Source organism: Streptomyces sp. NPDC050743 (assembly GCF_044456925.1).
In the GTDB taxonomy this organism is placed as follows: Bacteria; Actinomycetota; Actinomycetes; order Streptomycetales; family Streptomycetaceae; genus Streptomyces.
The window spans coordinates 105,928-119,264 of the sequence record NZ_JBITGJ010000005.1; the positions used below are offsets into that span (position 1 = coordinate 105,928).

10 protein-coding genes are annotated in these 13,337 nt (G+C 68.7%); 3 read left to right on the top strand and 7 right to left on the bottom strand.

Annotated elements, in window-relative coordinates:
* Positions 1–2: 2 nt before the first annotated feature.
* The 7 genes from gyrA to dnaA form a co-directional block, all read right to left on the bottom strand.
* Entirely contained in the window at positions 3–2,597 is a 2,595-nt protein-coding gene (gene gyrA, locus ACIBJF_RS07950) for a DNA gyrase subunit A (RefSeq protein WP_399172844.1), read from the bottom strand.
* A gap of 42 nt (positions 2,598–2,639) precedes the next feature.
* Positions 2,640–4,709 (bottom strand): DNA topoisomerase (ATP-hydrolyzing) subunit B, encoded by a 2,070-nt coding sequence (gene gyrB / locus ACIBJF_RS07955; RefSeq protein ID WP_399172845.1) that lies wholly within the window; start codon positions 4,707–4,709, stop codon positions 2,640–2,642.
* Between the two features lie 374 nt (positions 4,710–5,083).
* Positions 5,084–5,632 (bottom strand): DUF721 domain-containing protein, encoded by a 549-nt coding sequence (locus tag ACIBJF_RS07960; RefSeq protein ID WP_399172846.1) that lies wholly within the window; start codon positions 5,630–5,632, stop codon positions 5,084–5,086.
* Positions 5,629–6,750, bottom strand: a complete 1,122-nt coding sequence (recF, locus tag ACIBJF_RS07965; RefSeq protein ID WP_351802907.1) for a DNA replication/repair protein RecF — start codon at positions 6,748–6,750, stop codon at positions 5,629–5,631. Before recF ends, ACIBJF_RS07960 begins: the two co-directional genes overlap by 4 nt.
* An 82-nt stretch (positions 6,751–6,832) precedes the next feature.
* Positions 6,833–7,708, bottom strand: coding sequence for a phosphogluconate dehydrogenase (NAD(+)-dependent, decarboxylating) (gene gnd, locus ACIBJF_RS07970; protein WP_399172847.1), 876 nt, complete (start codon positions 7,706–7,708; stop codon positions 6,833–6,835).
* 237 nt (positions 7,709–7,945) lie between these two features.
* Positions 7,946–9,076, bottom strand: coding sequence for a DNA polymerase III subunit beta (gene dnaN, locus ACIBJF_RS07975; protein ID WP_069779831.1), 1,131 nt, complete (start codon positions 9,074–9,076; stop codon positions 7,946–7,948).
* A 985-nt stretch (positions 9,077–10,061) separates the two neighbouring features.
* Positions 10,062–12,038 (bottom strand): chromosomal replication initiator protein DnaA, encoded by a 1,977-nt coding sequence (gene dnaA, locus ACIBJF_RS07980; protein ID WP_399172848.1) that lies wholly within the window; start codon positions 12,036–12,038, stop codon positions 10,062–10,064.
* Between the two features lie 396 nt (positions 12,039–12,434).
* Between dnaA and rpmH the strand changes: the two genes are divergently transcribed.
* From rpmH to yidD, 3 genes are read left to right on the top strand one after another with little or no spacing between them, the layout of a single operon-like run.
* Entirely contained in the window at positions 12,435–12,572 is a 138-nt protein-coding gene (gene rpmH / locus ACIBJF_RS07985; protein WP_003956500.1) for a 50S ribosomal protein L34, read from the top strand.
* 21 nt (positions 12,573–12,593) lie between these two features.
* On the top strand, positions 12,594–12,965 hold the full coding sequence (gene rnpA / locus ACIBJF_RS07990; protein WP_228621649.1) for a ribonuclease P protein component: 372 nt from the start codon (positions 12,594–12,596) through the stop codon (positions 12,963–12,965).
* Positions 12,962–13,336: a membrane protein insertion efficiency factor YidD gene (yidD, locus tag ACIBJF_RS07995; RefSeq protein WP_351802901.1), complete on the top strand. Its 375-nt coding sequence runs from the start codon at positions 12,962–12,964 to the stop codon at positions 13,334–13,336. Before rnpA ends, yidD begins: the two co-directional genes overlap by 4 nt.
* Position 13,337: the final 1 nt, after the last annotated feature.

The following is a 13,337-nucleotide window of genomic DNA, read 5'->3' on the forward strand; positions in this document are numbered from 1 at the left end:
TGCTACTCGGCCGAGGGCGCCTCACCCTCGTCCGTGCCGCTGGCCTGAGCACCCTCGGCGGCCTCGACGGCCTCCTCGCCGCCGACCTCCTCCGCCTCGCGCCCCGCCTCGGCGTTACGTGCGATGCCCACCACGGCATCGCGCTTGCCCAGGTTGATCAGTTGGACGCCCATGGTGTCACGGCCCGTCTCCCTGATCTCATTGACTCGCGTACGAATCACACCGCCAGAGAGGGTGATCGCAAGGATCTCGTCAGTCTCCTCGACGACCAGCGCCCCGACGAGCGAACCACGGTCCTCCACGATCTTGGCGGCCTTGATACCGAGGCCGCCGCGGCCCTGGACGCGGTACTCGTCGACGACGGTCCGCTTCGCGTACCCGCCGTCGGTGGCAGTGAACACGAACGTACCGGGTCGAACAACATTCATCGACAGAAGTTCATCGCCTTCACGGAAACTCATGCCCTTGACGCCGGAGGTGGCGCGGCCCATCGGGCGCAGGGACTCGTCGGAGGCGGTGAACCTGATCGACTGTGCCTTCTTGCTGATCAGAAGCAGGTCGTCGTCGGCCGAGACCAGCTCGGCGCCGATCAGCTCGTCGTCGCTGCCGTCCTCACGCTCGCGCAGGTTGATCGCGATCACGCCGCCGGAGCGGGGCGAATCGTAATCCTTCAGAGGCGTCTTCTTGACCAGACCGGACTTGGTCCCGAGGACCAGGTACGGCGCCGCCTCGTAGTCGCGGATGGCGAGGATCTCGGCGATCGCCTCGTCCGGCTGGAAGGCCAGCAGGTTCGCCACGTGCTGCCCGCGCGCGTCCCGGCCGGCCTCGGGCAGCTCGTACGCCTTCGCCCGGTACACCCGGCCCTTGTTGGTGAAGAACAGCAGCCAGTGGTGGGTGGTGGAGACGAAGAAGTGGTCGACGATGTCGTCTTCCTTCAGCTTCGTGCCGCGCACGCCCTTGCCGCCGCGCTTCTGCGCCCGGTAGTCGTCCGTCTTAGTCCGCTTGACATAGCCGCCGCGGGTGACCGTGACGACGATGTCCTCCTCGGCGATCAGGTCCTCGATGGACATGTCGCCCTCGTACGGGATCAGCTTGGTCTGGCGGTCGTCGCCGTACTTCTCGACGATCGCGGCCAGCTCCTCGCTGACGATCCCGCGCTGACGGACCGGGGAGGCGAGGATCTCGTTGTACTCGTTGATCTTCGCCTGGAGTTCGTCATGCTCCTGGACGATCTTCTGCCGCTCCAGGGCCGCCAAGCGCCGCAGCTGCATCTCAAGGATCGCGTTGGCCTGGATCTCGTCGATCTCCAGCAGGCCCATCAGGCCGTTGCGCGCGATCTCGACGGTCTCACTGCGCCGGATCAGCGCGATGACCTCATCGATGGCGTCCAGGGCCTTGAGCAGACCACGCAGGATGTGCGCGCGCTCCTCGGCCTTGCGCAGCCGGAAGCGCGTACGGCGGACGATGACCTCGATCTGGTGCGTCACCCAGTGGCGGATGAACGCGTCCAGCGACAGGGTGCGCGGCACGCCGTCGACCAGCGCCAGCATGTTGGCGCCGAAGTTCGTCTGCAGGTCGGTGTGCTTGTACAGGTTGTTCAGCACGACCTTGGCGACCGCGTCCCGCTTCAGGACGATGACCAGACGCTGGCCCGTACGGGAGCTGGTCTCGTCACGGACGTCCGCGATGCCGCCGATCTTGCCGTCCTTCACCAGGTCGGCGATCTTCTGCGCCAGGTTGTCCGGGTTCACCTGGTACGGCAGCTCGGTCACCACCAGGCACTGCCGGCCCTGGATCTCCTCGACCTCGACCACCGCGCGCATCGTGATGGAGCCGCGCCCGGTGCGGTACGCCTCCTCGATGCCCTTGCGGCCCACCACCAGGGCGCCGGTCGGGAAGTCCGGGCCCTTGATGCGCTCCATGAGCGCGTCCAGCAGCTCCTCGTGGGAGACGTCCGGGTTCTCCAGGTACCACTGGGCGCCGGCCGCGACCTCGCGCAGGTTGTGCGGCGGGATGTTGGTCGCCATGCCGACCGCGATACCGGCCGAGCCGTTGATCAGCAGGTTCGGGAAGCGGGCCGGCAGGACGGTCGGCTCCTGGGAGCGGCCGTCGTAGTTGTCCGTGAAGTCGACGGTCTCCTCGTCGATGTCACGGACCATCTCCATCGACAGCGGCGCCATCTTGCACTCGGTGTACCGCATGGCGGCCGCCGGGTCGTTGCCCGGAGAGCCGAAGTTGCCGTTGGAGTCCACCAGCGGCATCCGCATCGACCACGGCTGGGCGAGGCGCACCAGGGCGTCGTAGATCGAGGAGTCACCGTGGGGGTGGTAGTTGCCCATGACGTCGCCGACGACACGAGCGCACTTGTAGAAGCCGCGGTCGGGGCGGTAGCCGCCGTCGTACATCGCGTACAGCACGCGCCGGTGGACGGGCTTGAGGCCGTCCCGGACGTCGGGCAGCGCGCGGGACACGATGACGGACATCGCGTAGTCCAGGTACGAGCGCTGCATCTCCGTCTCGAGCCCGACGGGCTCGACACGCATCACGAGTTCGCCGCCCTCGGTCTCAGGGGTCTGTGGAGTGTTCTCGTCGGCCATTGCTGGTGAAGATCCTTCCTGGTGCGGTCAGCTGAGACCGACTCAGATGTCGAGGAAGCGGACGTCCTTGGCGTTGCGCTGGATGAACTGGCGGCGCGCCTCGACGTCCTCGCCCATCAGGACCGAGAACAGGTCGTCGGCCTGGGCGGCGTCGTCCAGGGTGACCTGGCCGAGGACCCGGTGCTCCTGGTCCATCGTGGTCACGCGCAGCTCCTCGGCGTTCATCTCGCCGAGACCCTTGAAGCGCTGGATCGAGTCCTCGCGGACGCGCTTGCCGCGCTGGCGGCCCATCTCGATCAGTGCGTCGCGCTCGCGGTCGGAGTAGGCGTACTCCACGTCGTCACGGCCCCACTTGATCTTGTACAGCGGGGGACGGGACAGGTACACATGACCGGCCTCGACCAGCGGCCGCATGAAGCGGAACAGGAAGGTCAGCAGCAGGGTGCTGATGTGCTGACCGTCGACGTCGGCGTCCGCCATCAGGATGATCTTGTGATAGCGGAGCTTCTCGATGTCGAAGTCCTCGTGCACACCCGTACCGAAGGCCGAGATCAGCGCCTGGATCTCCTGGTTCTGCAGGATCTTGTCGATCCTGGCCTTCTCCACGTTCAGGATCTTGCCGCGGATCGGGAGGATCGCCTGGTACTGCGGGTTGCGGCCGGACTTGGCCGAGCCGCCGGCGGAGTCACCCTCGACGATGAAGATCTCGCACTTGGTCGGGTCGTTGGACTGGCAGTCCGAGAGCTTGCCCGGCAGGGACGCGCTCTCCAGCAGGCCCTTGCGGCGGGTCAGGTCGCGGGCCTTGCGGGCCGCCACGCGCGCGGTGGCCGCCTGGATGCCCTTGCGGATGATGTCCGCCGCCTCGACCGGGTTGCGGTCCAACCAGTCGTTGAGGTGCTCGTAGACCGCCTTCTGCACGAAGGTCTTGGCCTCCGTGTTGCCCAGCTTGGTCTTCGTCTGGCCCTCGAACTGCGGCTCGCTCAGCTTGACCGAGATGATCGCGGTCAGACCCTCGCGGATGTCGTCACCGGTGAGGTTGTCGTCCTTCTCGCGCAGCAGCTTCTTGTCGCGCGCGTACTTGTTGATCAGCGACGTCAGCGCGGCCCGGAAGCCCTCTTCGTGCGTACCGCCCTCGTGGGTGTGGATGATGTTCGCGAAGGAGTACACGCCCTCGCTGTAGCCGCTGTTCCACTGCATCGCGACCTCGAGGGACAGGCTCTTGTCCTTGTCCTCCGCCTCCAGGTCGATGACGGTGGGGTGCACCACCTCTCCCTTGCGGGAGTTGAGGTACTTCACGAAGTCGACGATGCCGCCCTCGTAGTAGTACGTGACGGTCTTGACCTCGGCCTTCTCGTCCGCGCCCGCCTCGTCCGCACCGCTGGTGGCCTTCGCCGACTCACGCTCGTCGGTGAGCTTGATCGTCAGGCCCCTGTTGAGGAACGCCATCTCCTGGAAACGCCGCGACAGCGTCTCGAAGGAGTACTCGGTGGTCTCGAAGATCTCCGGGTCGGCCCAGAAGGTGACCGACGTGCCGGTCTCCTCGGTCGCCTCGTGCTTGGCCAGGGGGGCGGTCGGGACGCCCATCTTGTAGTCCTGCGTCCACCGGTGCCCGTCGGTCCTGACCTCGACGGAGACCTTCGTGGACAGCGCGTTCACGACGGACACGCCCACGCCGTGCAGACCGCCGGAGACGGCGTAACCGCCGCCGCCGAACTTGCCGCCCGCGTGCAGCACGGTCAGCACGACCTCGACAGCCGGCTTGCCCTCGGAGGGCACGATGCCCACCGGGATGCCACGGCCGTTGTCGACGACCCGGACGCCGCCGTCGGCGAGGATCGTGATGTCGATCGTGTCCGCGTACCCGGCCAGTGCCTCGTCGACCGAGTTGTCGACGACCTCGTACACCAGGTGGTGCAGACCGCGCTCGCCCGTGGAACCGATGTACATGCCGGGCCGCTTGCGGACCGCGTCCAGCCCTTCGAGCACGGTGATGGCGCTGGCGTCGTACGAAGCCGAGGCGGTGGCCTCGGCGTTCACGCCGGCGTCGGTGGACGGGATGTTCTCGTTGGGGTTGCCGGAATCGGCCACGAAGCGCCCTTTCTGGCACAGCACGAGCCGGGCTCGTCGGCAGGTTGCCGGAGCGGCTGCGGCATGTTGCGGTGGTAAGCCTTGATCAGCGTTGCTCAGCTTTTCCCGGGCGGTCCCCACAGTGGGGCGGGATTGTCTCCCAGTCTACCGGTAGCTCTGACATCGATGGGGGTTTGCCGGTACCTGAGTCCCCATGTGCCGCCCTGAACCGGCCTCGATCGGGTCCCGATATGCGGATGGGGGCTCCAAGGGGCTCACAGCGGCACTCAGCGCTTCGAGCCGTCAACCCTTGGCTACTGGGGGGTCAGATGAGGATCCACCGGTGCCCCAGCAGCTCTCCGCACCTGTGATACGGCGCCGCGCCGACGGCACGGTCCCACTTTGCGACGTGATGTACGTCACCCGTACGTATCGCCGGGCCCGGAGCTCCCCGGAGCCCGCAGCGGGCCGTAGCGCCGGGCCGGACCGCCCGGATTGAGCACCTTGATCATCCGTACGGTGCCGTGCCCCAGATCCTCGTTGAGGCGGGCGACCAGCGCGGGCGCGAGATGGCGCAGCTGGGTCGCCCAGGCCGTCGAGTCGCAGCCCACGACCAGCACGCGCTCGTCCTCGTCGTACCGCTGCGGCACACAGTGCTTGGCCAGGTCCTCACCGACGATCTGCGGCCAGCGGCCCATCACCCCGCCCACCGCCGCGGGGGTCTCCCAGCCGCGCTCGGTCAGCAGCCGGTTGATCGCGGCGCCCAGCGCCATCGGGTCGCGGCCGTCGGCGCGCGCACCGGAGCGCAGCCCGCCACCGCGACGGGCCTGCTTCTTCTGCCGCGCCGCGTCCCCACGCGCGCGTGCCTGCTCCTTCGCCGCGCGCAACGCCACGCGCGCAAGGTCGACACCGGAGGGCTCGTTCCCGCTCTTCTTCGGGTCCTTGGGGGTGGGTTCGTCGGTGCTCATACGCGCTCCACCGTCCCGCCGGACACGGCGTAGCGCGCCCCGGCCAGTACCTGCGGGACGTCGTCGTCCACGGCGGCGGTGACCAGCACCTGCTCGCCGGGTGCGACCAGCTCGGCCAGCCGCTCCCGGCGGCGCGCGTCCAGCTCGGCGAAGACGTCGTCCAGGACCAGCACCGGCTCGTTGCCCTCGGCCCGCAGCAGGTCGTAGGAGGCCAGGCGCAGGGCGAGCGCGTAGGACCACGACTCGCCGTGGGAGGCGTACCCCTTGGCGGGCAGCTGACCGAGTTTGAGTATCAGATCGTCCCGATGAGGGCCCACGAGGGTGACACCGCGCTCGATCTCCTGCTTTCGCGCCTCCGCCAGGGCCGCCATCAGCTGGGCGTAGAGATCCTCGCGCGCGTGGGCCTCGCCGGGCGCGGACGGCTTGTACTCCAGCGCCAGCGGCCCGCCGCCGGGGGCCAGCTGCTCGTACGCCTTGTCGGCCAGCGGCTGCAGCGCGGCGATCAGGTCGAGGCGCTGGGCGAGCAACTCGGCGCCCGCGCGCGCCAGATGCTGGTCCCACACGTCGAGCGTGGACAGATCCATGGACCGCCCGCCGTGCCGGCGCGCCAGGGCGGCCGTCTTGAGCAGGGTGTTGCGCTGCTTGAGGACACGCTCGTAGTCGGAGCGCACCCCGGCCATGCGCGGCGACCGGGCCGTGATCAGCTCGTCGAGGAACCGCCGCCGTTCGCCAGGGTCGCCTTTGACCAGGGCGAGGTCTTCGGGCGCGAACAGCACGGTCCGTACGATCCCCAGGACGTCCCTGGGTCTGACCTGCGCTGACCGGTTGATGCGGGCGCGATTGGCCTTGCCGGGATTCAGCTCCAGCTCGACCAGCTGCTGCCGCTCGCCCTGCCGGACCTGCGCCCGGATGACGGCCCGCTCGGCGCCCATGCGGACCAGGGGCGCGTCGGAGGCGACCCGGTGGCTGCCGAGGGTGGCGAGGTATCCGACCGCTTCCACCAGGTTCGTCTTGCCCTGCCCGTTGGGGCCGACGAAGGCGGTGACGCCCGGGTCGAGCGGGACCTCGGCCCGGGCGTACGAGCGGAAGTCGGCCAGCGAAAGATGCGTGACGTGCATGGTCGTTTCGCCGGCCTTCCCCAGAGCGCTGGTGAACTGTGGATCCACAGGACTCACGGCTGCGCCCCTGTGGATCTGTGGATTACTTCTTCTCTACGGCGTGACCGCCGAACTGGTTGCGCAGCGCGGCGATCATCTTCATCTGCGGCGAGTCCTCCTGACGGGAGGAGAACCGCGCGAACAGCGACGCGGTGATCGCCGGCAGCGGCACCGCGTTGTCGATCGCGGCCTCCACAGTCCAGCGTCCCTCACCGGAGTCCTGTGCATAACCGCGCAGGCCCTCCAGGTGCTCGTCGTCGTCCAGCGCGTTGACCGCGAGGTCGAGCAGCCAGGAACGGATGACGGTGCCCTCCTGCCAGGAGCGGAAGACCTCGCGGACGTTCTCCACGGAGTCGACCTTCTCCAGCAGCTCCCAGCCCTCGGCGTAGGCCTGCATCATCGCGTACTCGATGCCGTTGTGGACCATCTTCGCGAAGTGGCCCGCGCCGACCTTGCCGGCGTGCACCGAACCGAAGTCGCCCTCCGGCTTCAGCGCGTCGAAGACCGGCTGCACCTTGGCGACGTTCTCGGCGTCGCCGCCGTACATCAGCGCGTACCCGTTCTCCAGGCCCCAGACGCCGCCGGAGACGCCGCAGTCGACGAAGCCTATGCCCTTGGCCGCCAGCTCCTCGGCGTGCTTCTCGTCGTCCGTCCAGCGGGAGTTGCCACCGTCCACGACCACGTCACCGGGCTCCAGCAGCTCGGCCAGCTGGTCGATGGTCGACTGGGTGGGCTCGCCGGCCGGGACCATCACCCAGACCACGCGCGGGCCGCTGAGCTTGCCCACGAGCTCTTCCAGGCTGTGGACATCCGCGAGGTCCGCGTTGCGGTCGTATCCGATGACGGTGTGGCCCGCGCGGCGGATCCGCTCGCGCATGTTGCCGCCCATCTTGCCGAGGCCGACGAGACCGAGCTCCATCAGTTGTGTTCCTTAGATCGCTGTGTGGCGTGAGAGGCACCGGTGTGTGCCGAGCCGAGCCTAAACCCGGCAACTCGCGCACAGCTGTGGGCATACGCGCTCATCCGTACCCCCTGCGACCTGCCACTTTTCCACAGACCGCCACCGCTGCGGGCGGTCGCGGACCCGCCGCCGACCAGCCACAGTGCCGGGCACCCACAGGAGCGCCCGGCACTGTGCACAGCTGTGGACGAACGGTCAGCCGCTGAGCCGCACCGGCATGATCAGGTACTTGTACGCGTCGTCGGCCTCGGCATCCACCGCGGGCTTACCGCTGAGCAGCGCCGGCTTCGTGGACGTCGTGAACGACAGCTGAGCGACCGGGGAGTCGATCGCGCTCAGACCGTCCAGCAGGAACGTCGGGTTGAAGGCGATGGAGATGTCGTCGCCGTCCAGCTGGGCGTCAACCCTTTCCACAGCCTGTGCGTCGTCGCTGGAGCCCGCCTCAAGGATCAGCACGCCCTGCTCGAAGCTCAGCCGCACCGGGGTGTTCCGCTCGGCCACCAGCGCCACACGCTTCACGGCCTCCACGAACGGCGCGGTCTCGATCACGGCGACGGAGTTGAACTCGGTCGGGAACAGCGTGCGGTACTTGGGCAGGTCGCCCTCGAGCAGACGCGTGGTCGTACGCCGCCCCGCGCCCTCGAAACCGATCAGGCCCTCGCCCGCGCCCGACCCGGACAGCGCCAGCGTCACGCTGTCACCGGCACCGAGCGACTTGGCGGTGTCCAGGAGCGTCTTAGCCGGGACCAGGGCGACCGCGGAGGCGTCCGGGTTCTCCGGCTTCCACAGGAACTCGCGGACGGCGAAGCGGTAGCGGTCGGTGGAGGCCAGGGTGACCGTGTCGCCCTCGATCTCGATGCGCACACCGGTGAGGACGGGCAGCGTGTCGTCACGGCCGGCGGCGATGGCCACCTGGGACACGGCGGCCGCGAAGACCTCGCCGGGGACGGTGCCCGTGGCGTTCGGCATCTGCGGCAGCGCCGGGTACTCCTCCACAGGCAGGGTGTGCAGGGTGAACCGGGAGGACCCGCAGACCACGGTCGCCCGTACACCGTCTGTGGAAATCTCCACCGGCCGGTTCGGGAGAGCGCGCGAGATGTCGGCGAGCAGCCGGCCGGAGACGAGGACGGTGCCCTCCTCCTCGACCTCGGCTTCCACGGACACGCGCGCCGAGACCTCGTAGTCGAAGCTCGACAGGCTCAGCTGGCCGTCCTCGGCCTTGAGAAGGAGGCCGGCGAGGACAGGCGCCGGCGGACGGGCCGGGAGGCTGCGTGCCGCCCACGCCACTGCCTCCGCGAGTACGTCGCGTTCCACCCGGATCTTCACCGTAAGCCGCCTCCTGCTGTTGCTACTGAGTCCTCCGACTCGGTGTCACCGCCCACTGCGAAGGGAAGGACACCGGGGACCAGTCTGACGCACCGCACTGACAGTAGGTGCCCGTCGGGGTCAAGTCGCTCCGGGAGGCAGCCGGACACGAGACGGCGAGTTGTGCACAGGCCCCGCTTCAAAGCGATTCCCGAGCTCTCTCTAGTCGGGAGTAGTAGTAGGGCCTGTGGATACCGTGGATAACCGCGTTTTCCCAGCTCAGGCCCGAGATTTTGTCCACGGGGCCTGTGGGTGACGGCGGTGGACAACCGGGGGCATCTGTGGAGAACGGAAAGTTCTGCACACCCCGCCCACAGCCCGAGGGCAGTTCTCCCCAGCTGCGTCCCCAGGTTTACCCACGTTTCCCACACCCCAATCCGGCACCTTCGTGTGACGCCTTTCACTCGACGCGGTGAGCGGGTGCGTCGCGTTGCCGAACAGTGGACAGCCATGTGGAGAAGCCGGGGATCACTGGGGACAACCGGCTCCAGCCTGTGGGGCGCCAGTGGAAAACCTCGTGCACAGCCTGTGGATCTTCGCTCGGTCCACAGCCTGTGGAGATCGTTCGTCCACGATTCCACAGGCAGCTGAGCTGGGCGAACGCCGTATGAACAAGTTCCCTGTGGACGCCGTTCGGGACAACTCCACAGTCCCCAGGATGTGGACGGAAGAAACCCAGCGAATCTGTGGAGGATGGCCGTAACCCGGCAGAAATTCGAACACCCGGTGGCGTAGGAGGAACACTCCACCCGTACTCGCGGCACCCCGCCGGCGCGGGCGAGCGCGGCCCCGGCCCCGGGCCGGCCCCAGCGCAGGGCACCGACACCAGGCACTGGCCCCTGCGGGACAGTGGCCCCTGCGGGAGAGCGACCATGCCAAAGGGCGCCCTCAGGAGTCGTATCCCGAAGGCGCCCTCGACGTCGGCGCAGGCCAGGCGCGGCCGCCGTCAGCCGTTCTTGATCCGGTTCGTCAGCTCGGTCACCTGGTTGTAGATCGACCGCCGCTCGGCCATCAGCGCGCGGATCTTGCGGTCCGCGTGCATCACGGTCGTGTGGTCACGCCCGCCGAACTGCGCCCCGATCTTCGGCAGCGACAGATCCGTCAGCTCCCGGCACAGGTACATCGCGATCTGCCGTGCGGTGACCAGCGCGCGCCCGCGCGAGGTGCCGCACAGGTCCTCCACCGTCAGCCCGAAGTAGTCCGCGGTGGCCGCCATGATCGCCGTGGCCGTGATCTCCGGAGCCGAGTCCTCGCCACCGGGGATCAGGTCCTTCAGGACGATCTCGGTCAGGCCGAGATCCACCGGCTGCCGGTTGAGCGAGGCGAACGCCGTCACCCGGATCAGCGCGCCCTCCAGTTCACGGATGTTCCGCGAGATCCGGGAGGCGATGAACTCCAGCACCTCCGGCGGGGCGTTGAGCTGCTCCTGCACCGCCTTCTTGCGCAGGATCGCGATACGCGTCTCCAGCTCGGGCGGCTGGACGTCGGTGATCAAGCCCCACTCGAAACGGTTCCGCAGCCGGTCCTCCAGCGTGACCAGCTGCTTCGGCGGCCGGTCGGAGGACAGCACGATCTGCTTGTTCGCGTTGTGGAGCGTGTTGAAGGTGTGGAAGAACTCCTCCTGCGTCGACTCCTTGTCCGCGAGGAACTGGATGTCGTCGACGAGCAGGATGTCCATCTCGCGGTAGCGCTTGCGGAAGCTGTCGCCCTTGCCGTCGCGGATGGAGTTGATGAACTCGTTGGTGAACTCCTCCGAGCTCACGTACCGCACGCGCGTGCCCGGGTAGAGGCTGCGCGCGTAGTGCCCGATGGCATGCAGCAGGTGCGTCTTGCCGAGCCCCGACTCCCCATAGATGAAAAGGGGGTTGTAGGCCTTGGCCGGTGCCTCGGCGACGGCGACCGCGGCCGCGTGCGCGAACCGGTTGGAGGCGCCGATGACGAACGTGTCGAAGAGGTACTTCGGGTTCAGCCGCGCCGTCGGCTCGCCGGGACCGCTCGCCGGCGCGGGCTGCGCGGCCAGCGGGCCGGGCGCGCCGGGCGCGCCGGTCGTGGGCAGGTCCGGGCGGCCGGGGCCGCCCCGGTGCGCCGGGCCGCCGCCCGCCGGCTGCTCGGGCAGCTCACGGCGGACGGGGTCGCGCTGGTCGTACTCGGTGCGGGACGGGTCGTACTCGGGGCGCCCCGAGTCGTAGTCGGCGCGGGGGTTGTCGTAGTCGCCGCGCTGCTGCTCGTACGACGGCCGGTCCATGCCCTGCGAGCGGTAGTCCGAGGACGGCGAGCCGTAGGCGTCGGGTCCGGAGCCGTAGGCGTCCTGGGACGACGGCGAGGCGTAGGGGTCGCGCTCGGGGAAGCCGAGCCGGGGCTGCTGCCAGCTGTACTCGTCCTGCGTGGGCCGCGGCCAGGTGCCGGGTTCGCGGCGCTGGTACTCCGAGGGATACGCCGGGCGTACGACGGGGAGCTGGTCGGCGCGTCCGTTGGGCAGGTGGTCGGCGCGGTGCTGCTGCTCGGCCGGCGGCTGCTCGGGGGCGCGGTGGCGGCCGTAGCCCTCGTACGGCCGTTCCTCGTACGACGGACCGGACGGCAGCTCGGGCTCTTCGTAGCGCGGCTTGGGCGGCTGCTGCACCGGCGCCGCGGGAGCCGGCGGCTCGCCCGCGGAGTCGTCCACGGTGATCGCGATACGGATGGGGCGGCCGCACTCGCGGCTCAGCGTCTCGCTGACGACCGGCGCGAGCCGGCCCTCCAGTACGCCCTTCGCGAATTCGTTCGGTACGGCGAGCAGAGCGGTGTCCGCGACCAGCGCGAGCGGCTGGCAGCGACGGATCCAGTGCTCGTCCTTCGCCTCGACACCCTGTCCGCGGCCCTCTCCGAGGAGCTGCTCCAGTACTCGCGGCCACACTGCGGCAAGATCGGCGGGTACGTCAGCCACAGGGCACGCTCTCTCACAGGTCCCACGAACGTGTGATCGCGGAACGGGTCGGGGGGTACTTCGGGTGGTCGGTGGGTCAAACCCGCCGGGGCGGGGGACAAAAGAACGAATCGGAGTTCAGCCACGGTAGTCAGCGCGGCGGGTGCGGTTCAAGTTGTTGTCCCCAGCCTGTGGATAGTGTCTCTCCGTGACCCCCGGTTTGACCGGATGGTGCGGCCCCGCGTACCGTAACCAGGTCGAGTTGTCGATGGCTGCTGCCGCCTGCCTCCGATGGGCACAGATCACGTCAGGTGATCGGGAAGCGGTGCACTCGGGCGTGACGCGAGCTACTCGTGGGCGCACGGTGACAGCCAAGACGGCACCCCGCAACTACCGATTTCTTTCTGGAGCCCCCGAGTGAGCAAGCGCACCTTCCAGCCGAACAACCGTCGTCGCGCGAAGACCCACGGCTTCCGGCTGCGTATGCGCACCCGTGCCGGCCGCGCGATTCTCGCGTCCCGCCGTAGCAAGGGTCGCGCCCGCCTGTCCGCCTGATCCCGATCAGGTCATGACGTCGTGCTGCCCACCGAGAACCGGCTGAGGCGGCGCGAGGACTTCGCGACCGCGGTTCGACGAGGTCGCCGGGCAGGACGCCCGACCCTCGTCGTCCACCTTCGTAGCGGTGCCACGGACCCGCACGCGCCTGGGGAGAGCGCTCCCCCGACGCGTGCGGGTTTCGTCGTGAGCAAGGCTGTGGGTGGAGCGGTCGTGCGCAACAAAGTGAAGCGCAGACTGCGTCATCTGATGCGTGAGCGAGTCGCCCTGTTTCCCCCCGGTAGCCTGGTAGTCGTACGAGCGCTGCCCGGAGCGGGCGACGCAGACCACGCACAGCTGGCCCGAGACCTGGATGCCGCCGTTCAGCGGCTGCTGGGAGGGGGCGCGCGATGAAGTACCCGCTGCTGGCTCTGATCAAGCTGTACCAGTGGACGATCAGTCCACTGCTGGGGCCGGTGTGCAAGTACTACCCGTCGTGCTCGCACTACGGCTACACGGCCATCGACCGGCACGGTGCGATCAAGGGAACGGCACTCACCGCCTGGCGCATCCTCCGGTGCAATCCGTGGTCGCTGGGTGGTGTGGACCACGTCCCGCCGCGCAAGCGCCCACGGTGGCACGAAATGCTGCGCAACGCTTGGCGCGCACGCAAGGGCGGGCCCTCCGCCGCCGAACCGGCCACCGAAGTGAAGCCCGAGAGTCCTTCTTCCGAGCTTCCTCCGAGCCCGGCCGCAGAGACCTCGTCCCATGCCCAAGGAGCATGAT

Coding starts and splice junctions, on each gene's coding strand:
- gyrA (WP_399172844.1), bottom strand. CDS start 2,597: ATGGCCGACGAGAACACTCCACAGACCCCTGAGACCGAGGGCGGCGAA.
- gnd (WP_399172847.1), bottom strand. CDS start 7,708: ATGGAGCTCGGTCTCGTCGGCCTCGGCAAGATGGGCGGCAACATGCGC.
- ACIBJF_RS07960 (WP_399172846.1), bottom strand. CDS start 5,632: ATGAGCACCGACGAACCCACCCCCAAGGACCCGAAGAAGAGCGGGAAC.
- yidD (WP_351802901.1), top strand. CDS start 12,962: ATGAAGTACCCGCTGCTGGCTCTGATCAAGCTGTACCAGTGGACGATC.
- recF (WP_351802907.1), bottom strand. CDS start 6,750: ATGCACGTCACGCATCTTTCGCTGGCCGACTTCCGCTCGTACGCCCGG.